The organism is Bacillus marasmi (assembly GCF_902168435.1).
In the GTDB taxonomy this organism is placed as follows: domain Bacteria; phylum Bacillota; class Bacilli; order Bacillales; family Cytobacillaceae; genus Bacillus_BU; species Bacillus_BU marasmi.
In genome coordinates this window covers 172519-197037 of record NZ_LR656167.1, presented here as the reverse complement: position 1 = coordinate 197037, position 24519 = coordinate 172519, and the positions used below count along the sequence as shown (strand labels likewise).

Sequence of the window (24519 nt, the reverse complement as noted above, 5' to 3'; positions counted from 1 at the left end):
TAAAAAAAGCTGACTCAATCGAGCCAGCTTTTTTTATGTTTAGATTTCAATAGCTAATGAACTGTCCTTTACGATGATGTTTACTTCATCTTCACCGGTTATTTTTCCGGCAATAATCAGTTTAGCAAGCTTGGTTTCCAATTCTCGCTGAATATATCGTTTAAGTGGGCGCGCCCCGTATACGGGATCAAAACCATTTTCTGCAATGAATTCCTTCGCCTCTTCAGTCATTTTGATGCGAATTTGCTGGTCTTCCAATCGCGCTTGCAATTCAGCCACCAATTTAACAACGATTCCCTTAATTTCATTAAGTCCTAGCGGTTTAAATAACAATAACTCATCGACACGATTCAAGAATTCCGGTCGGAAATGATTTCTTAGTGTTCCCATTACCTTTTTTCTAGTAGCTTCAGAAATATCTCCATTTGCAATCGCATCTTCAATTAATAAATGCGAACCTAAATTACTCGTCATAATAATGACCGTGTTTTTGAAATCAACAGTGCGACCATGAGAGTCCGTAATCCGCCCATCATCAAGCATTTGTAATAAGATATTAAATACCTCTGGATGAGCTTTTTCAATTTCATCTAATAGAATAACTGAATACGGCTTACGTCTGACTGCCTCTGTTAATTGGCCGCCTTCCTCATAGCCGACATACCCAGGAGGTGCCCCAATCAATCTCGAAACAGCATGCTTTTCCATATATTCGGACATATCAATTCGTATCATTTGTTCTTCGCTGTCAAACAAAGCTTGAGCAAGTGTTTTCGCCAACTCTGTTTTTCCGACCCCTGTTGGTCCAAGGAAAATAAACGAACCGATAGGTCGATTTGGGTCCTTGATTCCAGCCCGTGCTCTTAGCACTGCATTAGAAACCAACTCAATTGCCTCATCTTGACCGATGACTCGCTCATGAAGAATGCTCTCAAGTCTTAACAGCTTTTCACGCTCGCCTTCAACGAGCTTCGTTACTGGAATTCCGGTCCAGCGTGCAACAATTGAAGCAATTTCTTCTTCCGTCACCTCTTCGCGCAACAATTTCGTTTCCTGATGCTGGGTAACCACCTCTTCTAACTGCTTTAAGTCCTTCTCAGCTTGTGGGATTTTTCCGTAACGAAGCTCAGAGGCTTTGTTTAAATCGTAATTGTTCTCAGCATCCTCAAGCTCTCGGCGTAATTTTTCAAGCAACGCCCGCTGTTCACTGACCTTTTGAATGCCTTCCTTTTCATTTTGCCAGCGTGCCTTCATGCTGTTCGCTTTATCCTTTAATTCGGCTAGCTCTTTTTTGAGAACTTCCAAGCGCTGTTGGCTTTGTGGGTCAGTCTCCTTTTGTAAAGCTGCCTCCTCAATTTCTAACTGCATCACGCGACGCACCACTTCATCAATTTCCGTTGGCATGGAATCGATTTCTGTTCTTATCATCGCACATGCTTCATCAACGAGGTCAATCGCTTTATCTGGAAGGAAGCGATCGGTGATATAGCGATCTGATAGTGTAGCAGCTGCTACTAGGGCTCGGTCATGAATATTGACTCCATGATGGATTTCAAAGCGTTCCTTTAAGCCCCGTAAAATCGAAATCGTATCTTCAACATCTGGTTCCTGGACGAGCACCTGTTGGAAGCGACGCTCAAGCGCCGGGTCCTTTTCAATATATTTGCGATGCTCATCTAAAGTGGTGGCTCCAATACAATGCAGTTCTCCACGAGCAAGCATTGGTTTTAACATATTACCGGCATCCATTGCGCCCTCTGTTTTCCCTGCACCAACAATCGTGTGAAGCTCATCAATGAATAAGAGGATTTTTCCTTCACTTTTTTTGATTTCATTAAGTACTGCTTTTAAGCGTTCCTCAAACTCTCCTCGGAATTTTGCTCCAGCAATCAATGCGCTCATATCTAGTGAAAAGATTGTTTTATCCTTAAGCCCTTCTGGGACATCCTTGCGAACAATCCGTTGCGCTAATCCCTCAACAATGGCTGTTTTACCAACGCCTGGTTCACCAATTAAGACTGGATTGTTTTTTGTTTTTCGCGATAGAATTCTAATGACATGACGGATTTCGCTGTCGCGACCGATTACTGGATCTATTTTTCCTGTTTTCACTTCTGCAACCAAATCTCGGCCGTATTTTTTTAACGCATCATAGGTTGCTTCTGGATTTTGTGAAGTCACCCTTTGATTCCCCCTAATTTCTTTTATTGCTGTTAATAGCTGTTCCTTTGACACTTTTAGCCTTTTTAAAATTTTTCCTGATTCTGCGTTTGCATCCATCGTCGCAAGTAAAACATGCTCGATCGAAAGGTATTCATCTGTAAATTGCTTCATTTCCTTTTCTGCTTCAGTCATCATGCGTTGTAATTTTCCTGAAATGTAAATATTCCCCTCTGAAGCACCTGTGCCGGTTACACGCGGCTTTTTATCTAGCTCTTTTGCTAATTCTTGTTGAAATGCTTGTGGTGAACAATTTATTCTTTCAAGTACGCTAGAGACTAGGTTGTCGTCCGTAGATAAAATGCTTAAAAATAAATGTATATCATCTATTTCTTGGTGATTATTTTCGCGAGCAAGAGTTTGGGCTGACAGCAGTGCGGTTTGTAGTCGCTCTGTCATTTTGTTTAAATCCATGATTACTCCTCCTTACTGCAAGTGGTTCGAAGGTCTATTTTGTTTACTTGGTGTATTGGTTGTTATGGCCATTTTTCCAGTTTGACCTTTCCTGACCTTTATGTATATTATATTCCTATTTTTTGAAAAAATAAAGCCATCCGCAGGTTGGATGGCAAATTTTGTCTTAAAATATTTATGGTCTGCGTTTATATGACCATACCCGGTCATCGTTCGAGTTCTCCGGAAACTTGTCCCCTGCCTTCAAACGAATCATTTTCGGTTTGTTTACTTGATCGCCTGAGTCACCAATTTCAATGTAAACTCCATTATTTGGCGCTTTATGACCTGGTCTAAATTGTCTATTTTGCCCCATTCTCTTTAAACCTCCTTAGATGTTGGTTCACTTGCTATTATCTCCATTTAGGACGAAATTGTTAGCAAGAAAAATAAGGATTTTGAGGGCTGCCTAATATTTATCCGCGATTTTGGCGGTTTAACCGACGTTTTGGGCAGTTTATCCGACGAATTTGGCAGTTTATCCGCTTTTCGACAAAAAATGACAACACTTAACAGCTACCTCACTATTAATACTTGGACAAACCAAAAAGACCAACCCACACAAACCGTGCGAGTTGGTCTCCTTCTAAAAAACACGATATTTAATCTTTTAAGATTTCAACTAACAATGCTTTTTGGGCATGTAGTCTATTTCCGGCTTGTTCGAAGACAGCTGAATTTGGTCCATCAATGACGCTTGCGCTTACTTCTTCTTCTCTGTGCGCTGGTAAGCAATGTAAGAAAATATAATCTGACTTTGCATGTTTTACTAACTCATCATTAATTTGGAAGCCTTCAAACGCTTTTAATCTAATTTCATTTTCCTCTTCCTGTCCCATGCTCGTCCAAACATCCGCATAAACCGCATCTGCATCCTTAATAGCTGCAACAGGGTCGTTTGTAATAAGCACTTTTGCTCCGCTTTCAGCAGCAAAACCATGCACTGCTTCAGTTACCTCTGCATCTGGCTCATAGCCTTTAGGTGAAGCAATCGCGATATCCATTCCCATTTTTGCACATGCAATCATTAATGAATGAGCCACATTATTACCATCACCGATATAAGCCATTTTCAAACCAGCAAACTTGCCCTTTTGCTCATAAACAGTTTGCAAATCTGCCAGTGCCTGACAAGGATGATATAGGTCTGTTAAGCCATTAATGACAGGAATAGTTGCATGTTCGGCCAATTCTTCAATGATAGAATGAGAAAAAGTACGAATCATAATTCCGTCGATATAATGAGACATGACTTTTGCAGTGTCAGAAATGGGCTCACCTCTGCCAATTTGTAAATCCTTACTGTTCATGACAATTGCTTGCCCACCTAATTGAAGCATGCCCGCTTCAAAAGATACGCGCGTTCTTGTTGATGATTTTTCAAAAATCATACCAAGAATTTTGCCAGCTAGCGGTTTACCATGATCAATACCAGCTAGCTTTTCTTGTTTCAATTTGATAGCTCTTTCCACCAATGCTTGAATAGTCTGAGCTGGAAGGTCCTTTAATGTTAATAAATCTTTTCCTTTTAATTGTGTATCATACGTTTGAATCATCCTACCGTCACGTCCTTATTTATGGTTTCATGCCAATGACTGATGGATTGAACCTCCCAATCCTTAACAGCCACTGCGATTAAGAATGCTTTTGCCGTTTCAAGTTCAGTAAATGTAATAATTCTGTTTCGAGTCGCCATTTGGCGTGCTTTAATATCTGTTTCCTGCTTTTGTGTATTAAAGAAGGCAATCGTATTGCAATCAGCTAGTGCCTCTTCAAGCTTCTCGGTTTGAACAATTTCAATATTTGCCTGTTTCGCTAATTGTGTAAGCTCAGAAATATCATCGACGTTCCCACAAACAAGCTTTCCGCCAGAAATAGATTTCTTCACGTTCACATGTAGCCATTTAGCCAGCGCTTCCTCGAAATTTGCTGCTATGCTTATCCCCTCACCAGTAGATTTCATTTCCGGACCGACCTTTGAATCTAGTCCGTGAAGTGCATAGTTTGAGAACACAGGATATTTAATCGTAATAAATGGCAAGGATACTGGCTTGTTTTGTTTTTCACGATTTGATAGTGATAATTTTCCAAGAAGTATCTTTGTCGCAATTTGCACAAGTGGTTGTCCTGTTACCTTACTCACAATTGGCACCGTACGACTTGCTCTCGGATTCACTTCTAATACTAACACAGATTTGTCAGTTACAATAAATTGAATATTCATTAAACCTTTATAATTGAGTTTTTTCACAATTTTTTCAGCATATGTCAGCATTGTTTTTTCTGTTTCATTAGAAAAGCTTTGTGCTGGAAGAATTGACATACTATCCCCAGAGTGTACGCCGGTTTTTTCGATGTGCTCAACAATTGTCGGTACTAGAATATTTTCCCCATCTGCTGCCAAATCAAGCTCAGCTTCATGGCCGTAAATGTACTGGTCTACTAAAATTGGGTATGAAATGGTACCACTTGCTAGTGTTTTATCTAGCTCTTGTTGATTTTTAAGAACCTCCATCCCTCTTCCGCCAATGACATAAGATGGACGAAGCAAAATTGGGTAACCAAGTTCCGCTACGCAACTCAATAATTCAGCTTCGTTATTTGCGATATCGCCACGAACACGTGGGATTTCAAGTTCATCTAGAAGCTGATAGAAGCGTTCACGATCCTCTAATAAATCAATCATTTCTGAACTTGTGCCGAGAAGATTCACACCTAGCGCTTCAAGCTTATCAGCAAGATTAAGCGCGGTTTGGCCCCCTAGCTGCACAATCACATCATTGATTTCTTCAGCTTCCATGACATTCAACACAGATTCAATTGTTAATGGCTCAAAGTAAAGCTTATCAGCGGTAGCAAAATCAGTACTCACCGTTTCAGGGTTATTGTTAATCATAATGGTTTCGATATTTTCGTCTTTTAACGCCAGTACTCCATGGACTGAACAGTAATCAAATTCAATACCTTGACCAATGCGGATTGGTCCGCTACCAATAATTAACACCTTTTGCTTATTAGAAGGACTTTGCTCATTTTCCCCGCTGTAGCTTGAATAGTAGTAATTTGAAACGGAATGGAATTCTGCTGCACATGTATCAACCATTTTATAGGCTGGAAGAATTCCCATTTCTTTTCTCAATTTTCGGACATCACTCTCTGTAATGCCCCATTGACCCGCTAAGAATTGATCTCCAAAGCCTTTATTTTTGTAAAGCTGTAACGCTTCTTTCGTAACAGTTTCATTATTTGTTACAGCTATCTCCTTTTCAAGCTCAATAAGTTTGTTAAAACGAGTTAAGTAAAATAAATCAATTTTCGTTTGCTGATGAATCTCCTGAATACCAACACCACGACGGATTAATTCGAAAATAACAAACAGTCGCTCGTCCGTTTGACCGAGCATCATTTCCTTCAGCTCTTCAACGGTATTATTTTGTAGGCTTGGTAAAATTAAGTCCTCGTTGTCAATTTCCAAAGAATGAATCGCCTTAAACAATGAACGTTCAAGATTACGATCGATTCCCATTACCTCGCCAGTCGCCTTCATTTGTGTACCCAACTTACGATTCACTTGTGGGAATTTATCAAAAGCCCATTTCGGGAATTTCACGACAACATAATCTAAGGCTGGCTCAAAGCTTGCAAATGTTTCACCTGTTACCGGGTTAATTAGCTCTGATAAAGAATAGCCAACTGCTAATTTAGCTGCCATACGCGCGATTGGATATCCAGTCGCCTTTGATGCTAATGCTGAGGAACGACTGACCCGAGGGTTTACCTCAATTAAGTAATATTGCTTGCTATATGGATCAAGAGCGAATTGAATATTACAGCCCCCGACAATTTTTAAGGCAGAGATAATTTTAATTGAAGCTGTACGTAGCATTTGATATTCGTCATCAGTTAAGGTTTGCGATGGTGCTACTACAATTGAATCACCAGTATGAATTCCAACCGGATCAATGTTTTCCATATTACAAACAGTAATACAGGTATTGTTAGCGTCACGCATGACTTCATATTCGACTTCCTTAAAGCCAGCGATACTTTTTTCGATTAAGCATTGATTGATGGCACTTTCAGATAAGCCGCTTGTAACTAAATGAATTAGCTCGTTAAGATTATTGGCAATTCCTCCACCTGTTCCACCAAGGGTATAAGCAGGACGAATGATAATTGGAAAACCAATTTCATTCGCAAATTGAACAGCCTCTTCTTTTGTGTGAACAATCGTACTTTCGGGTACAGGTTCACCCAATTCATTCATTAGTGCACGAAAGGCTTCACGGTCCTCTCCTTTTTTAATCGATTCAATTGAGGTTCCTAAAAGCTTTACGCCGTATTTTTCGAATATGCCCGCCTCACTAAGACGAAAGGCAAGGTTTAGACCGACCTGCCCACCGATTGTCGCAAGCATTCCGTCCGGGCGTTCTTTAGTGATGATTTTTTCTAAGCTTTCAACAGTAAGTGGTTCAAAATAGACAGAATCAGCGCAGAATTCATCTGTCATAATCGTTGCTGGATTATTGTTAACAAGGATGACGCGATAGCCTTCTTCCTTCAACGCCATGCATGCCTGTGTGCCGGCATAATCAAATTCTGCTGCCTGACCGATTACGATTGGTCCTGAACCGATAACAAGAATGGATTTTATACTAGTGTCTTTAGGCATAAGTAGCTACTCTCCCGTTATTTTTAACTAAATCGATAAATTCATCAAAGATATATTCACTATCACTTGGTCCTGGATTTGCTTCTGGGTGAAATTGAACAGTTCGTAACGGCAATGTATCATGTGTTAATCCCTCAACCGATTGGTCATGCAAATTATAGAAGCGTGTATTTAAACCTGTTCCAAACAAGCTATCCTTATCAACGACATAGCTATGATTTTGCGAAGACATAAAGACATGGTTTGTCACTAAATCACAAACAGGATGATTCGCACCACGATGTCCGAAAGTAAGCTTTGCCGTATCGGCTCCGAGTGCTAACGCAGTCAGCTGATGTCCTAGGCAAATTCCCAGTGTTGGATATTTATGAACGAGTTTATTAATTTTCGTAAGTTCCTCGCTCACATCCTTTGGATTTCCAGGTCCATTCGATAGTAGGATCCCGTCTGGCTTTAAGGCAACGATAGCGTCAAAGCTCGTGTTGTAAGGAACGATTGTTACTTCACAATTACGTGCCAATAGTGATGCCACGATTGAATGCTTAAAGCCAAAATCGACGACAACAACATGGTGATCACCCTCACCAAGCTTCGTAATCTCAGAAGTCGATACTTCCTCGACTTTACAGTTGTCTTTCAAAATAATCTCACTTTGACTTACTATATGCTTTGATATGACTGCTGGCATGGAACCTTGATCACGAATTTTCCTCACAAGTGCTCTCGTATCGATTTCATCAAGCAACGGGATATTCCACTTTTCTAAATATTGCTTAAGCGAATATTTTGCTTGATAATGAAATACTTCTTCATTTGCTTCATACACAATAACACCAGCAACGTGTGGCATTGCACTTTCAAAATCAGCTTCATTTATTCCGTAGTTTCCGATTAACGGATACGTAAATACAACGATTTGATCTTTATAGGAGGGGTCAGTTAAGACCTCTTGAAAGCCAGTCATTCCTGTATAAAAAACAACTTCGCCAAATGCTTCTTCAAAAGTAGTATTCGTCTTCCACTTTCCTTCAAAAACTTCCCCACTTGATAATTTTAACATTCCGCGCATATTTAACACCTCGAAGGTTTTTGTATAAATATATCATACTAATTCATAATTATGCATTATTTTTTACAAAAAATTTGCCTCTGTCTTAAAAACAGGCTTAAGACAGGGGCATTTTATACATTTATTATGCTTTCACAGCATCGCTATTTTTAATGACTGCCGCTAAAATCTTAACAGCTTCATCAATTTCCTGATTTGTAACGGTTAAAGGCGGTAATAGGCGAATCACTTTTTCGCCTGCCTGTAATAAGATTAAACCCTGGTTGCGAAGCTCGCTTAACAAAGGAGCAACCGCTTGATCACACTCGATTCCAATCATAAGCCCAAGGCCGCGTACCTCTTTTATAAATGGTACGTCACTTAAGTTGTTTTGAATTTGCTCAACTAAATATTTTCCTTTTTCTTGAACTGCTTCTAACAACTCGCTATGAAAGATTTCATTCATGGTCGCAATTGCAGCAGCAATGGACACTGGGTTACCACCAAAGGTTGAACCGTGACTTCCTGGTCCAAAATATTCACTTAGGTGTTCTCTTCCGATAACAGCACCGATAGGAAAACCACTTCCCAATCCTTTTGCAGATGTCACAATATCTGGTGTTAAGCCAAAATATTGAAATGCGAATGGTTTACCAGTACGACCAATTCCAGTTTGAATTTCATCGATAATAAACTGAGCACCATGCTCCTTACAAAGCGCTTCAACACCTTGTAGGAATGATTGGTCACCAACATGGATTCCGCCTTCACCTTGGACAACCTCAAGCATGACAGCGGCAACGTCATCTCCTATTGCTGCTTTTACTGCTTCTAGGTCGTTGTATGGAACATAAACAAATTTTTCAAGCATTGGACCAAAGCCATGCTTAATTTTATCCTGACCAGTAGCAGACATTGTTGCAAATGTACGACCGTGGAAGGAATTCAGGAATGTAATGATTTTTGTTCGCCCTGTTGCTTTTCTAGCTAGTTTAATGGCACCTTCATTAGCCTCAGCACCACTGTTTGCGAAAAAGACACGATCCATTCCAGCTGCAGTTGCCAATTTAGTAGCGGCTTCTTCTTGCTTTGAATTCGTAAATAAATTAGAAACATGCCAATATTGATTGATTTGCTCTAGAACAGCCTGTTGAACTTTTTCCGGTCTGTGGCCAATATTGCAAACCCCAATACCAGAGGTAAAATCTAAATATTTTTTCCCATTGATATCAGTCATCCAGCTTCCTTGTGCAGAGGCTGGCTCAATTTCCCAACGGCCATAGGTTTGAAATAAATTACTCATTTAATCATCGGCTCCTTCCATGTCTCGCATAAGCAGCAAGTGCCTTATGCTTTTCGTTTCGTCACACTAGTGCCGTGCCAGGTTCCATTTTTGTAAAATGGATTTTTCCCAGAAACTATCATAACGGAATCGACTCCTTTTTCTACAGCAGCTAGGGCTGATTGAACCTTCGGAATCATTCCTCCGCTAATTTCCCCATTTTCAATATATGTGTTTATTTCCGATTCGTTTAGGCTAGAAGCTAGTTTACCCTCGATTAAAACTCCGTCAACATTCGTTACAAATAGACATTGTTCAGCCTTTAATGCTTTAGCAACTGCAGCAGCAGCATAATCAGCGTTAATGTTTAGCTTATCTCCACTAGGTGCAATCCCAATTGGTGTAATGACCGGGATGTAGTTTTGTTGTATTAACAAATTAATCAAATCTGTGTTTACTTCGGTGATTTCACCAACATATCCAAGCTCTTCCTGATTAATAAACTCAGCATTCAATAGCTTTCCGTCACTGCCATTTACGCCGATTGCAGCTAAATTATGATTTGTTAATAACGAAACCAATTTACGATTTGTTTGACCCGCTAATGTCATTTCAACAACCTTCAATGTATCAAGACCGGTTTTTCTTAATCCGTTCACAAACTCAGGCTTCACATTGTTGAGCGCAAGCATGTCATTAATATCTGGTCCACCACCATGTACGAATACGAGTTTATATTCTTCACCTATGAGCTCATCAAGGCTTTGGTAAAATCCCAATGCGAGTTCATCGATAACGCTTCCGCCCAATTTTATTACGACTATATTCATTTTCTTCTCCCCTAACGTTAAGAACGATAGCTGGCATTGATTTTTACATAATCATAGGATAAATCGCAGCCCCATGCTTTTCCATAGCCCTCTCCATAATGAAGGTCTACAAAAATTTGAATAAAATCCTGTTTTAAATATGCTAACGCTTCTTCCTCTGAAAACTTCAGCGGCTCACTTTTTTCAAGCATTTTGATAGGCCCAATCGCGACATCCACATTCTCCGGATCAAGAGCAGCCTTACTTTGACCAATTGCTCCAATGATGCGACCCCAGTTTGCATCAGCACCATAGACCGCAGTCTTAACAAGACTCGAACCAATTATCTGCTTGGCAACCCAACGTGCTTCTGAATCGTTTACAGCACCCTTAACTTCTACTTCTACTAGCTTTGTTGCGCCTTCACCATCTTTGGCAATTTGCTTAGCTAAGCTTTCACAGCTTACTCTTAACAATTCAACGAAGATTTCCCAGTCTGGATGCTCTGACGATAATGGGTTATTTTCCGCCATTCCATTCGCCATAACAAGTACCATATCATTTGTTGACGTGTCACCATCAACCGTAATTTGATTAAAGGTTTTATCAGTGATTTGCTTTAAAGCAAGTGAAAGATTTTCTGATGAGATATTAGCGTCAGTCGTTAAGAAAGCTAGCATTGTTGCCATATTTGGATGAATCATTCCAGATCCTTTTGATGTCCCACCCATATAAACCGTTTTGCCATCAATTTCAGCTGAATAGCAGCTGCTTTTCATCACTAAATCAGTTGTTAATATTGCCGTTTGAAAGTTTTCTGCGTCGTTTTTTGAATTTCCAAGTGATAACGCCTCGATACCTGCTTCAACCTTATCCATCGGTAGACATTCGCCAATGACACCTGTTGACGCTACAGCTACTTGTGTTTCTTTTAGACCGTATTTCTTTGCAGTTAAATTTCGCATGTTAATGGCATCCTCGTAGCCTTGTTTGCCTGTACAAGCGTTGGCACAGCCACTATTAACAACAACAGCCTGGAGCTTTCCTCCTTCAACCGAAATGCTTTCCTTAGTCACTTTAATCGGAGCTGCTTGAAATAAATTAGTTGTATAAACGGCTGCACTGCTTGCTGGCTTCTCGCTAAAAATAACCCCTAAATCAAGCTTTGTATAACGAATCCCAGCAGCAACCGCTCCGGTTTGAAAGCCAAGCGGAGTTAAAATACTACCATTTTCAATTGTTTTGATTTTATCTACAGCGGATAATGTTTGCATCCGTTATTCCTCCTTAAGGAAACAAAGGGACAAAGTCTAATCCTGTACGCTCATCGAGTCCGTTCATAATATTAGCGTTTTGAATTGCTTGACCTGCTGCACCCTTGATTAAATTATCAATCACTGAAACAACCGTTAATCGATTTGTTCTTTCGTCAACATGTAAGCCAATATCACAGAAATTAGATCCACTAACCTCTTTGATTTCTGGGAAATTGCCGGCAGGACGAATTTTAACAAATGGTTGATTCTGATATTTTTCATTATATAAAGTAATAATGTCCTCGGTACTTACAGATTTAGTAAGCTTCAAGTACATCGTTGCCATAATCCCTCTTGTTATTGGTAACAAGTGAGTGTTAAAGCTGATTGGTTCAACAGCACCATTCCAAAGCTTGAGCTGCTGCTCCACTTCAGGAATATGCTGATGCTGATTCACTTTATAAATTCGTAGGTTTTCATTTATTTCTGAGAAGCTCAAAGGTTTAGATGCTGTTCGTCCTGCACCGGATGCACCTGATTTTGCGTCAACAATAATCATTGATGGATCAATGATATTTTCCTGTACCACTGGAGCAAGTCCAAGCAAAGTGGCTGTAGGATAGCAGCCAGGATTTGATAACAAACGCGCTTTTGCAATATTGTGTTTATTCCATTCAGGTAATCCGTAAACAGCTTTCTCCAATACCTCAGTTGAAGCTGGCTCATGCTTATACCACTCGCGATATACATTCCCATCAGTCAAGCGTAAATCTCCTGATAAATCGACAATTTGAATACCAGTTTTTAAGAATTCAGGTACAAGCTTTGACGAAACTCCGTGTGGAGTGGCTAAAAATACAATGTCTGATTGCTTGGCAATTTTCTCAGGGTCAATTTTTTCAAGATGAATGTCTGTTATTCCATGTAAATGCGGAAATTCCTTTGATAAAGGAATTTCATCTCTCGTTGTATGGACAGATTGTATATTAAATATGGGATGATGATGCAAAAGACGAAACAGCTCACCGCCACCATATCCTGTAGTTCCAATTATTGATACGTTCATTTTGCTCCCCCTTTAATCATAATAATGTATATTTAATCATTATTTTTTATAATTATAAATTCATGATTCTATAATTATAAAAATTAAGAAAAATAAAATCAATATATTTTTAAATAATATGTGAACGTACAATCAAACTAATTGATTGTTAGCTAGGGTTTACACTATAATTATAGTGATATAATTCAATACCTTTTATAACTTAGAATCGAAACTAACATTCAACACGATTTGCTAAATGTATTGAATTTTAATATAGATTCTTTAGTTGCTGCCACGGAACATATTAAGTGCGTTTACCGCACAAAAAGGTGGTAATGAATATGACAACAATTACTGGACTATCAACTGAACTAATTGAATTATTCCACTCTATTGGATATACGCAAAAAATTGAAAAAGGGACCTTTTTATTTCAAGAAGATGCCCTCGCTGATGAACTGTTCATCATCCTCAGCGGGACTGTTCAAGTAAGTAAAATCGTTCCAGACGGACGCGAGCTTACCCTCAGAATGTGTAAACAAGATGATATAATCGGGGAGCTATCCTTATTTCATGCTTCACAAAGATACATGGTAACCGGAAAAGTTATTACAAGCGGTGAAGTAATCGTCATTAGCAAACAGCAATTAGAGAGTAAATTATCCACCAATCACTTCCTTGCCCTTGAATTTGTTAAATGGATGAGTCTTCAACAGCAAAAAACGCAAACAAAATTCCGCGATCTTATCTTAAACGGAAAAAAAGGTGCTTTATATTCAACGCTAATCCGACTTGCAAATAGCTTTGGTGTAAAAACTGAAGATGGTATTCTCTTAAATATTAATCTTACTAATCAAGAGTTGGCAAATTTTTGTGGCACTTCACGAGAAGTTGTCAATCGATTCTTAAGTGAACTAAGGAAGCTCGGTATCATCTCCGTTAATAAGGGAATGATTACCATCCACAACCTCCATTATATCAAACAAGAAATCGATTGCGAGAACTGCCCAATAGAAATATGCAATATGTCCTAACAACCAATATGAAAAAGAAGCTAGCCATTTCGGCTAGCTTCTTTTTCATATCTTATAGGTAAATGGCTGCGACGATAATGCTAAAGAAAATACAAGAGTTTACGATTTCATAAATCCCAACCTGCTTTGCTGAATACGGTTTTCCATACATATAAAACGCCCGGACTAAACTCGGAATATACGCGATTGCAACAATCCACTGACCAAGCGCAGCCCAAATAATCGGTACCGCGATATGATAACCCCAGGAAATCCATTTAAACTGCTCATTTTTTTTCTCGCGAATCATCGTTTTTACATAAAAAGTACTACCAGTAAAAAATAATATCGAAGCAATAAAAATTAAAATTGTAGATTCATTAATACTACCATTATATAAATAACTGCTCGCAAGTCCGGCAATTGAAAAAGTAAATATCGCACTAACATCGTTTAAAAAGGCACGATCATTATTTTTACTAGAAAAGTATGCATTAATAAAAAAGAACGGTATCATTAAAAGCCCGAAGTAAATAATCGTAGGTCTCGATATCAAAACAATTATTAATAATACTAATGCAGGAATAAGATAAATAATTGCCCATTTAGTATAAAATGGAATCTTTTTCTTTTTAAATAGCAAAAGCAACGGATAAGTTGCTAAATATAAAAACAACCATCCAAAAAAGAATGGAATATGCTGCCACAAAAAACCAGAAGCGGCCACACCAAGCCAAAATGGTATAATAAGCATTGCCCATGCACCATGTTGTTTCGGTAAAAATAATTGCATGCGAATCACTCCTTTGTCTTTCTAATTTTACTATAGGAGAATCCCCCCCTTATAAAAGTGAAGTTCGTCACATCTCAACAAAAAAATGAAGGCAATCCCCGTGATTTGCCTTCATTTTGTAATATATGTGCTATTTATTTGTATTCTTCATTTGATAAAGAAATTCCTTTATCCATATTAGCCCAACTGGATCATCAATATGGAAAGCGTTTTTACCTAGTAGTGAATCATTTTTGATGATCTCCATATCCCAGTAAAAAACAACGACTATATTTTTTAAATTTGATAAAAGCTCTAAATCCTCATGTCTTCTGACTAAAACAGCTTTTGGAAAGTCTTCCTGTTTATGTCCTTCAATCAATATAAAATCTGGCTGTAGTTGAGCTAAAATCTGTATTTGCTCCTGAATCGACCAGCTTTGCCTTTCAGCCTGAAGGAGGATTCTCCCCTCTCCTTCAACGAGTGAGGCAATGGCACCTGCATTAAGGTGCTGACTGGAGTCTTTATTTTGTAAAAGATCAGGCTTGCCGCCATGCCCATGATGCTTAAGTGTCGCGACCATTTTTCCATCAGAGTTCAATGCGGAGATTAATTTAGTCATTAGCGTTGTTTTCCCACTATTAGAATAACCCGCTAACTGGAAAACAACTGGTTGCGTTTGATATGTTACCAAGGCCACACGCTACCTGTTGTATCTTCAAGTAAGAGAACATCCACATTAATACCAGCCTCGTAACCTCTAGTGCCTCCAGGTAAAATCATCAAAGAATTTGCACCTGCTAAACTCATGACAATATTGGATTTATCCAAACCGCTCGGCGCTGCTACTAAGCTGCCGTTTTTAATCGTTGTTGCACTACGGACAAACCTCGTAAATGGATTGGCCTTAGGAAAATCCACCTCTAAGATAGCCGTTTCCTTGCGGAGATGTGGTTTTTCATTACAAAGCATCGTACGAATAATGGGTCGCGCAAATAACTCAAAACCCACATAGCAGGCAGACGGATTGCCAGACAAACCAAATAATAGCTTACCTTGATATTGAGCAACAGTCGTAACACTTCCAGGACGCATCGCCACTTTATTAAATAGTACCTCTGCTCCCATTTTTTCATAAATCCCTGGCATAAAATCAAAATCTCCTACCGACACCCCACCCGTGGTGATAAGTAGATCAACTTTATCTAATGCACCGCTTACCGCCTCGAAGCACGTATCAAATTCATCTGGAAGCTTCCCAAAATATATCACTTCAGCTCCAGCCCGATCAATCTGTGCAGAAATCATATAGGAGTTACTGTTGCGAATCTTACCAGGTTCAAGCGGTTCATCGACTTCCAGCAACTCAGTGCCCGTTGCGAATAAGCCTACTACTGGTTTTTTGGCAACAGGAACCTGTGCGTAACCGAATGTCGCTAGCATCGCCTGAATCCCAGGATTAATCAATGTCCCTTTTTTTACAAGAACTTCGCCTTTTTTTGCATCTTCTCCAGTAAAAGAAACATTGTCACCCTTTTTATAAGAGCGTTTAATTGACATGAATTTTTCGCCGTCTTTTTCAATATCCTTGGCAAGCTCTAACATTACGACAGCATCAGTACCTGTTGGCATTTGTGCACCAGTCATTATTCTCACGGCTTGGAAATTTCCGACCTCTTTATCAGAAACATGCCCTGCACCAATATGATCAACAATTTCAAATTCAACCGGGTTATTCAATGATGCATCCTTTGAATCGATAGAACGTATCGCAAATCCGTCATATGGTGCTCGGTCAAAATGAGGTACATCACTTGTAGCAACAAGGTCCTCTGCTAAATAACGATTATGGCTTTCAAAAATCGAAACATATTCTGCTTGTCCATTTTGCTTATAATTCATTACCAACTGCACGGCTTCAGCAATTGGAATTGGCTTTCTATTTAACACTGTAATCAGCTCCTCATTATGAACGACTATGTATGAAATAATGCTTATGTTCATTATATGCTTTTACATTATAATCATAATAAAAATCAATATTACATGCATTTTATCACAGTTTTTTGTCTTTTTTTCCTTGTCATAAACCACCCTTGATATTGGCATGTTAGTAAAAACACCGTTTCTGTGTGATATTAATCACCTTGATGGAAGTCCATTTTTTATATGCTATAGAGGAAGTTAATACAAAGGGATATCAAGGAGGAACTTTTTTATGACAACAACAATGCCATTTAGTGATACATCGTTAGTAAGAGATATTGTAAACGAAATCCCAAAGTCAGCTGACCTATTTAAAAGCTATCGAATTGATTTCTGCTGCGGAGGGAACCGACCAGTAAAAGAAGCTGCTGCAGAAAGAAATGTTAATGTTGATAAATTAATGGAAGACTTAGCACAGGTTTACGAAAAGAGTGCTGGTGAGCCAGTTGATATGGAAGTTTGGACAAACACTGATTCCGAAACCCTCATCAATCACATCATTGAAAAATATCACCGTCCTTTAGAGGAAGAATTAACTATGCTTAGCCCTTATGTTACAAAGGTTGCAAAGGTCCATGGTGATTCTCATCCTGAATTCCTAAGAGTTCATGATTTATTTTTCGCTTTGAAAAAGGAATTGCTTGAGCATACAGCAAAGGAAGAAGCAACTATTTTCCCTACACTGTTAACATTAGATCAGCTTGAAGGCGAAGAACGCGAAAAGACAGTTGCTGAGCTTAAGAAGCTTGAAGAAGAGCATGATGCAGCTGGTGCGATTCTATTTGAATTACGGGATATTACTTCTGATTACGTACCACCAATCGATGCTTGTGGAACATATCGATTAGTATATAAACGCCTTGAAATGCTTGAAGCAGAAACTTTCATGCACGTTCATCTTGAGAACAACATCCTATTCCCTAGATATTATTAAGTATCGCTAAAACAACTCCCATTTCATGGGAGTTGTTTTTTGTTTAATAATATGGAAAAAGGTTGCAATCTAGATTGCAACCCTCTAACATATCTAGCTCCAGCGGCTAGGGGCTCGGGATCACAAGTCAAATCCCTCTAGAGACTATCTTCTCTTGCGTTATTCGACTTGTGCCTGTCGCCCCTGGGCGAGCCGCTTCCGCTTTTCGATTTATCTAGCTCCAGGCACCATCGGCTTGTGGTCACAAGCCGATAAGCAGGCGCCTTCCGCTTTTCTTACTAACCGCCAATATATGACATCTCTATCTTTTTGCGAGCTTTTCTTGTTTCTTCGGTTCGCTCATCTGAGTAGCGATCCTGGCGATGATTCCAAATATCTTTGATGCGTTGTTCAATTTCCTTATCTGAAACGCCACTGCGCATAAATTCCTTTATATCATGACCATTTCCATTAAATAAACAGGTGAAAATTTGCCCATTAGCGGATAATCTTGCACGTGTACAAGTTGAACAGAACGATTCGGAAACAGACGTAATGAAACCAACATCCGTATTCGTGCCTTTATAGCGATAGCGTTTTGCAACTTCTCCGTAATAAGCGGCCTCCACTGGTTCAAATTCAAAATGCTCCTTCAGCATCTCATAAATTTGCTTTTTTGTGACGACATCATCCATTTTCCAGCCATTCGTGCTACCCACATCCATAAACTCAATATAACGAAGTTCTAAGTCATTCTCTTTGCAGAATTTTGCCATTGGAATGACTTCAGTATCATTAAGACCTTTTTTCACAACCATATTAATCTTGATGCCCAGACCAGCCTTTTTTGCTGCTTCTATTCCTTTAAGAACAGGACCGACTCCAACATTTCTTCCATTTATTTCACCGAATAATTCATCATTTAAACTGTCTAAACTAATATTAACTCGTTTTAAGCCTGCTGCCTTTAACTGCTCGGCATGCTTTGGAAGCATTACGCCATTTGTTGTGAGGGCAATATCTTTGAGTCCTTCAATTTTAGACAGCATGTTAATGAGGATATGTAAATCCTTCCTCATTAACGGCTCTCCACCCGTCAGTCTAATTTTCTCAACGCCTAAACTAATAAAAATACTGGCAAGTCGATGAATTTCCTCATAGGAGAGTAATTCTGATCTTGGTAAAAAGGTAAAATCAGGGCCAAAAAGCTCGGCAGGCATACAATATTGACAACGAAAATTACATCGATCTATGACCGATATTCGAATATCTCGAAGCGGACGATTTAACTGGTCTCTTACTTGCTGTTTAGTCATATAGTTCAACTCCATATATATAGAAGTCCTTATAAATATTGTAATAGTGAAAACGGTTCTTTGACTGTTAATTATCTCACAAAATTATCTATTCGTACATACTTCAAGGCTTTCAGAATGTGTTTATCCTTCGACATTATCACAAAACACGTCATATTATATTATTTTTTGTCGTTTTTGTGAATTTTACTAAGAATATTAAAAGTATTAGATTCTTCCTTATTTTATTATCTTTAAATAACACTATGTTGATGTTAGAATTAGGAGCAATAATTATTTTTTACTTTGGGAATGATATTAATTAAAGGGTGATGACAATGCCTGATACAATGAAAGCAACTAAACCACTTGAAATAAAAGAATTACTTCGATTTACTGATCGAATTATTCATACAAAAAAAGGAACATACCTATTTCAGGAAGGAACAACTGCAGAAGAGCTATATCTCGTTCTTTCTGGCAAAGTTCAAATTAGTAAAATATCTGCCGATGGTCGCGAATTGTCATTAAGAATATGCAGTGCGAACGATTTATGTGGCGAGTTAACCTTATTCACTGAAAATCCAAAATATTTACTAAGCGGACTTGTAATTGAAGAGGGTGAAGTCGCAGCCATACGCAAGGATGTTCTGGAAAAAGAAATCTTTCAAAACAGCTCCTTAGCGTTTGAATTTATGAAATGGATGAGTGACCATTTCCGAAAAACTCAAACAAAGTTCCGAGACCTTGTCTTGAATGGGAAAAGAGGCGCTCTATTTTCTACTTTAATCCGAATGACCAATAGTTATGGAAAAGAATCACCAGATGGTATCCTGATTGATTTACCACTAACCAATCAGGAGCTAGCCAATTTCTGTGGTACATCACGCGAAAGTACAAACAGAATCCTAAATGAGCTTAAACGAGAAAACGTAATATCGATAAAAAAGGGGAAGATTTTTGTCCATGATTTACAATATTTAAAGGATGAAATTGGCTGCGAAAACTGTCCTGCAGTTTACTGTAGTATTGAATGACCTATTTTTAATAAAAGAGGCTGACTTTAATTGCAAAGGTCAGCCTCTTTTTATATATGCTTGTGGAATTTCCATTAGACACTTCACGTTGGATGAAAATTTTAAAATACGCTATTGAACAGCTACTTCTTTTTTACGAAGGGCTTTTGGAATATAAACGCAGAATGGTTCGCTTTCTAGATAATCTCCTGTCATAGCATATGCACGAGAGCGTGACCCACCACAAACATGACGGAATTCACATTGACCACATTTTCCTTTATATTGGTCAGGATCTCTCAATGCCTTCAATACTGGTGAATCGCGATAAATCTTCGCAAGTGGAGTTTCCCGTACATTACCAACTTTGATTGGGAGCAATCCACTAGGATATACGTCGCCAATGTGTGAAATAAATATAAAGCCGTTCCCATCATTTACTCCTTTTGGTGCACGACCCAAGCCATCGATAGAACCCGTTAAACCTTGTTCTGTTAATGCATCTAAATATTGAATTTCAGTCGGTTGCTCCTTTGCTTCCCGTTTCTTTTGCTGAATCACAACACGGCGATAATGTTGGCCTGCAGTTGTTTTTATATCAAAAGGTACGGTCTTGCTTAACTTATAAAGCCATGTAAATACCTGTTCATGCTGTACGGGAGAAATCATATCACTAGTTTGGCCACGCCCTGTTGGCACTAGGAAGAAAACGCTCCATAATACACATTCTAGCTCTTCTACTAGCCTTGCCATTTCTTCTAAATGATCGATATTATAACGTGAGATGACTGTATTAATTTGAATTGGAATTTCAAGCTCATGAAGATATTTAATTCTCTCCATCGTTAATGCGAATGAACCGCTCGTGCCGCGGAAATGGTCATGAATTTCTGCTGTCGGTCCATCTAAACTAAACGCCCAACGTGAAAGACCAACCTCTTTGGCTTTTTGGATTGCTTCCTTTGTTACGTTTGGTGTTGCACTAGGTGTCATAGAAACCCGAACACCCTTATCAACAGCGTATTTTGCGATATCAAAAACATCTTCTCGCTCTAATGGATCTCCACCTGTAAAAACGAGCATCGGATTATTCAATTCTTTTATTTGATCAATTAAGTTTTTACCTTCCTCAAAAGAAAGCTCTCTTGGATCACGTCTATATTGTGCTTCTGCACGACAATGCAGACAGTTTAACTGACAAGCTCTTGTTAATTCCCATATGACGATAAATGGATCTTGATTAAAATCTCGATTAAAGACCATTTTGATTCGCCTCCTATTTTCCATTTCAAACAACTTGTAAATGTATTATAAGTCTCATTCCTTATTTCAAAAGTGAAGTTCATCACAATGTTGAAAGGATTTTTTTACAGAAGGTTGTCTAAATGGCAAAATAGTGACATTTTACTGCATCAAACTAATCATATTTGATTAAGCGTAAACCAATCAGAAAAAACACTATCGTGAATCCTAGTAAAACCAATGTATCTTTAATGAGCGTTCCAGAATGAAGGCTTCCGCTGATGATTTCTTCAAAGCCAGACATCGCCCAGCTTTGGGGGACAACGAGAGATATTTTTCGCATAAATTCCGGAACTAAATCGAGCGACCAATATACTCCTCCCAGCATACACGTACTGGTAATAAGGACCGCACTTAAAGCCATCGCTTGCTGTTTTGTTTTTACTAAGCCAGAAATCATTAAGCCAAACCCCACCACACATAAAATAACGAGTGATGCAAAAGGTATTAGATATCCGAGATTTCCCCATTCAATATCAAACATTAATTTCATCGCAAGCATCAGCATGCCGAATTGAATCCACCCAAGAATAAAGTATGAACCCAAATAACCTAAGCTGATTTCAAGCTTTGTTGCCGGTGAAATAAACAAACGCGACCAGGTACCATTGTGTTTTTCATCCAGGATTTCTGAAGCCGCCCCTGATAATCCAAACATCATAAACATAATCGCAAAACCAATAAACATTAAATTGACAGCAGCTTTCGATTCATTATTTTTCTGAATGATTTCTTTGTTTACGACGATTTGTGGTGTGGAGTTAACCGCCCCAAGCACCTTTGCAAACTCTACTTCATCGAGATTACCCGTCGCTTGATATGATCGAATCAATAGCTGGGCTACTCCATTTAAATATGGTTCTAGTCCTAGATATTGCTCGCTTTTTCGCTGAATAATCGTTTCAAACAATGATGTGTCGTTAGAAAATTTATCCTTGAGGTTATCAGGGATTACAACAGCAGCGATGGCTTCTTGTTCGAGAACATTTTTCTTTGCCTTCGCTTCTGACGCTTTTTCCCATTGATATTGGTCATTTTGCTTTAATAGCTCAATTACTTCAATTGAAACTGCATCGTCTCCTGCAACGATATTTACAATCGGCTTAGAAGTTTCGGCGTTCATTGCCATCCCGCCAAAAATATAACTAAATACAACTGGCATAACAATCATTAACACCCAGGCAGCAGGTGATTTAACAAATTCCTTTAAATGTAACAATTGAATTGTCCATATCCTATGCATAGCTGCCCCTCCTCTCAATTGAAAGGCGCATTAAACCAATCGCGAAAAAAACAATGCCAATACCTAGGCTAATTGCAGCCTCGGGGATAACTTCAATAAATGTAGCATCAGACATTAAGTCTAAATATGTCTGCAACGCAAGTCCGTTTGGCAGAAACTTACCTGCTAAAACAGCCCAGTCAGGAAAAATGTAAAGCGGGGCCATGCTTCCTCCTAAAGCAGCCATAATTTGCGTACCAAGCATGGCTGCAACACTGAAGGTTTTTTCTTTTTTTATAAAAGAGCCAACGAGCACTCCAAGTCCACATGCACTCATCACAAACGCGAATGTATTCAAAACAATCCCCGAAAGCGAACTGCCCCAATCGACATCGAACAAAATTGTTGTTCCAATAATGATGACTGACGCTTGAATTAAACTGATGACGATGAGACCCAGCATTTTACCAGTTAGGTAGTTTCCGAAACTGAGTTTTGATACAAGCAAGCGCTTATACACCTCCTGTTCCTTCTCTTGGATCATTGCGGATACCCCATCCGTGACGGTAATCAAAAGAAACATTACGCCCATCGCCGCAGCATAGTACTGAAAGGCTCCAACAGGCTCACTATCCGCTTTTACTGTTTTTTCAGTTACGAGGTTTTTATAGCTATCTGGATTAATTTCTTGTTCCTGTGAGGCATCACTAAGACCTGCTTGGAATTGCTCAATGGTCATACCAGATTGTAACGCTTGCTGCATCGCAATTTTAGTAAGCTCCGCTTCAACTGCTACAGATTGCGTAAACTGCTCAAGGACACTTTGGACAATAGTAGCCTTAATTCCAGGATTAGGTACAGAAATCAACTTTACCTTAGCTTCTTTTCCCGTCGTTATGTTTGTTGAAAAATCATCTGGAATAATGATGCCTATTGACAGCTTTCGAGTTTCAATTTGTTTATTAAGCTCATTTTCATCTAGACTTTTAACGCGAATTTGTTCTGAAAGCGCCTCTGAAAATACATCTTCAGTTAATACCTTTCCTAGGTCACCATTGTCATGATTCACTATACCTAGCGTGAATTTATCAATGGTTACATTGCCTTCTTCCTGAAAAACATTACCGAATGCCGCACCTAAAATAGCTATAAGCAAAAGAGGCATAGCAATGAGCGTTAATAAGGCCTTTTTATCACGACAAGTAAGCAGTAAATCTTTTACTGCCAGCCAGAAAAAACTCATGATTCTCCCTCCCCTAATCTCTCAAACTACGTCCGGTTAAATGTAAAAAGACACTTTCTAAATTCGGTTCAACAATATCAACCGAATTAATTTTTGCCCCTGTACTAGTGGCTGCCTTAATAAAATCAGTAAGAACCAACTGTGGTTCCTTATGAAAAACAGTTAGTTTTTGATCTAGAATAGTTATGTCCTTTTCAGGAAATATGCCTGCTAATTCATGCTGCAGCTTTGCTGCTTCCGGCAGTTCTCCATCATAAGATAAGATAATTCGTGACCTATCACCAATGGTTTCACGCAATTCTGGCATCGTTCCTGATGCAATAAGCTCACCATGGTCAATAATACCGATACGCTGACACAGGTATTCAACTTCCTCCATATAATGACTTGTATAAATAATGGTCATGCCTTGACTATTCAAGGTTTTGATTGTTTCCAAAATATGATTTCGGGATTGTGGGTCGATTCCAACAGTCGGTTCATCCATGATGAGAAGTTCAGGCTTATGGAGTATTGCAGCGCCAATATTTACACGCCGCTTCATTCCACCGGAAAATGTATTGACCTTACCCTTTGAACGATCTGTAAGCCCAATAATTTCGAGAACTTCCTCAACGCTATCGTTCAATGCTTTACCAGATAAGCCGTACATTCTTCCCCAAAACTTCAAATTCTCCTTAGCCGACATATCCTGATACAATGCTATATCCTGTGGTACAACTCCTATCGACTTTTGCGCTTGTTTTGGATTTTTAATCACATCTATATCATTTAAGTGAATGCGTCCTGATGTTGGTAAAAACAGGCCAGTTATCATGTTAATAATGGTCGATTTCCCTGCTCCATTTGGTCCTAATAATCCATACGCCTCGCCCTTTTCCACAGAAAAAGTAACATCTTTAACGGCTGCCATGTCGCCAAAGCTTTTCTGCAAATTTCTAACAGTTAATATACTCACACCTACTCACC

At 38.9% G+C, this 24519-nt stretch carries 20 protein-coding genes; 3 read left to right on the top strand and 17 right to left on the bottom strand.

The window, feature by feature from the left end:
* Positions 1–39: 39 nt before the first annotated feature.
* The 9 genes from clpB to argC all read right to left on the bottom strand — a co-directional run bounded on the left by clpB (position 40) and on the right by argC (position 12806).
* Entirely contained in the window at positions 40–2634 is a 2595-nt protein-coding gene (gene clpB / locus FXW34_RS06880) for an ATP-dependent chaperone ClpB (RefSeq protein WP_147533231.1), read from the bottom strand.
* Between the two features lie 175 nt (positions 2635–2809).
* The gene (locus FXW34_RS06875; RefSeq protein WP_147533230.1) at positions 2810–2989 is read right to left on the bottom strand and encodes a YjzC family protein; all 180 of its coding nucleotides are present in this window, start codon (positions 2987–2989) and stop codon (positions 2810–2812) included.
* Positions 2990–3275: 286 nt separating this feature from the next.
* Positions 3276–4229, bottom strand: a complete 954-nt coding sequence (gene argF / locus FXW34_RS06870; RefSeq protein ID WP_147533229.1) for an ornithine carbamoyltransferase — start codon at positions 4227–4229, stop codon at positions 3276–3278.
* Positions 4226–7345 carry a carbamoyl-phosphate synthase (glutamine-hydrolyzing) large subunit gene (locus FXW34_RS06865; protein WP_147533228.1) on the bottom strand — a complete coding sequence of 1040 codons (3120 nt, stop codon included), beginning with the start codon at positions 7343–7345 and terminating at the stop codon, positions 4226–4228. The genes argF and FXW34_RS06865 overlap by 4 nt, the downstream gene beginning before the upstream one ends.
* The gene (locus tag FXW34_RS06860) at positions 7338–8414 is read right to left on the bottom strand and encodes a carbamoyl phosphate synthase small subunit (protein ID WP_147533227.1); all 1077 of its coding nucleotides are present in this window, start codon (positions 8412–8414) and stop codon (positions 7338–7340) included. The genes FXW34_RS06865 and FXW34_RS06860 overlap by 8 nt, the downstream gene beginning before the upstream one ends.
* Positions 8415–8538: 124 nt before the next feature.
* Positions 8539–9696 (bottom strand): acetylornithine transaminase, encoded by a 1158-nt coding sequence (locus FXW34_RS06855; RefSeq protein WP_147533226.1) that lies wholly within the window; start codon positions 9694–9696, stop codon positions 8539–8541.
* A gap of 44 nt (positions 9697–9740) precedes the next feature.
* Positions 9741–10505 carry an acetylglutamate kinase gene (gene argB / locus FXW34_RS06850; protein WP_147533225.1) on the bottom strand — a complete coding sequence of 255 codons (765 nt, stop codon included), beginning with the start codon at positions 10503–10505 and terminating at the stop codon, positions 9741–9743.
* A gap of 17 nt (positions 10506–10522) precedes the next feature.
* Positions 10523–11758, bottom strand: coding sequence for a bifunctional ornithine acetyltransferase/N-acetylglutamate synthase (gene argJ, locus FXW34_RS06845; RefSeq protein ID WP_147533224.1), 1236 nt, complete (start codon positions 11756–11758; stop codon positions 10523–10525).
* 13 nt (positions 11759–11771) lie between these two features.
* Complete coding sequence (gene argC, locus FXW34_RS06840; RefSeq protein ID WP_147533223.1) at positions 11772–12806, bottom strand: N-acetyl-gamma-glutamyl-phosphate reductase; 1035 nt, start codon at positions 12804–12806, stop codon at positions 11772–11774.
* Positions 12807–13129: 323 nt separating this feature from the next.
* Between argC and FXW34_RS06835 the strand changes: the two genes are divergently transcribed.
* Positions 13130–13822 (top strand): Crp/Fnr family transcriptional regulator, encoded by a 693-nt coding sequence (locus tag FXW34_RS06835; protein ID WP_147533222.1) that lies wholly within the window; start codon positions 13130–13132, stop codon positions 13820–13822.
* A gap of 52 nt (positions 13823–13874) precedes the next feature.
* Here the strand turns inward: FXW34_RS06835 and FXW34_RS06830 are convergent, their stop codons facing one another.
* From FXW34_RS06830 to FXW34_RS06820, 3 genes are all read right to left on the bottom strand, one after another.
* Positions 13875–14594, bottom strand: a complete 720-nt coding sequence (locus FXW34_RS06830) for a YwiC-like family protein (protein ID WP_147533221.1) — start codon at positions 14592–14594, stop codon at positions 13875–13877.
* A 130-nt stretch (positions 14595–14724) separates the two neighbouring features.
* Complete coding sequence (gene mobB, locus FXW34_RS06825; protein WP_246140905.1) at positions 14725–15267, bottom strand: molybdopterin-guanine dinucleotide biosynthesis protein B; 543 nt, start codon at positions 15265–15267, stop codon at positions 14725–14727.
* Positions 15261–16577, bottom strand: a complete 1317-nt coding sequence (locus FXW34_RS06820) for a molybdopterin molybdotransferase MoeA (RefSeq protein ID WP_147533220.1) — start codon at positions 16575–16577, stop codon at positions 15261–15263. Before FXW34_RS06820 ends, mobB begins: the two co-directional genes overlap by 7 nt.
* 214 nt (positions 16578–16791) lie before the next feature.
* Here FXW34_RS06820 and ric point away from each other — a divergent pair, with 214 nt between their 5' ends.
* Complete coding sequence (ric, locus tag FXW34_RS06815; RefSeq protein WP_147533219.1) at positions 16792–17493, top strand: iron-sulfur cluster repair di-iron protein; 702 nt, start codon at positions 16792–16794, stop codon at positions 17491–17493.
* Positions 17494–17771: 278 nt separating this feature from the next.
* Here the strand turns inward: ric and moaA are convergent, their stop codons facing one another.
* Positions 17772–18788, bottom strand: coding sequence for a GTP 3',8-cyclase MoaA (gene moaA / locus FXW34_RS06810; RefSeq protein WP_147533218.1), 1017 nt, complete (start codon positions 18786–18788; stop codon positions 17772–17774).
* A gap of 317 nt (positions 18789–19105) precedes the next feature.
* Between moaA and FXW34_RS06805 the strand changes: the two genes are divergently transcribed.
* A complete protein-coding gene (locus FXW34_RS06805; RefSeq protein WP_147533217.1) occupies positions 19106–19804 on the top strand; it encodes a Crp/Fnr family transcriptional regulator in 699 nt (232 codons plus the stop codon).
* 111 nt (positions 19805–19915) lie between these two features.
* On the opposite strand, the gene FXW34_RS06800 is transcribed toward FXW34_RS06805, so the two are convergent.
* The 4 genes from FXW34_RS06800 to FXW34_RS06785 form a co-directional block, all read right to left on the bottom strand.
* Positions 19916–21046: a TIGR04053 family radical SAM/SPASM domain-containing protein gene (locus tag FXW34_RS06800; protein WP_147533216.1), complete on the bottom strand. Its 1131-nt coding sequence runs from the start codon at positions 21044–21046 to the stop codon at positions 19916–19918.
* Between the two features lie 154 nt (positions 21047–21200).
* The gene (locus tag FXW34_RS06795; RefSeq protein WP_147533215.1) at positions 21201–22328 is read right to left on the bottom strand and encodes an ABC transporter permease; all 1128 of its coding nucleotides are present in this window, start codon (positions 22326–22328) and stop codon (positions 21201–21203) included.
* Positions 22321–23550 carry an ABC transporter permease gene (locus FXW34_RS06790; protein ID WP_147533214.1) on the bottom strand — a complete coding sequence of 410 codons (1230 nt, stop codon included), beginning with the start codon at positions 23548–23550 and terminating at the stop codon, positions 22321–22323. The genes FXW34_RS06795 and FXW34_RS06790 overlap by 8 nt, the downstream gene beginning before the upstream one ends.
* A 13-nt stretch (positions 23551–23563) precedes the next feature.
* Positions 23564–24463, bottom strand: coding sequence for an ABC transporter ATP-binding protein (locus FXW34_RS06785; protein WP_425457408.1), 900 nt, complete (start codon positions 24461–24463; stop codon positions 23564–23566).
* Positions 24464–24519: the final 56 nt, after the last annotated feature.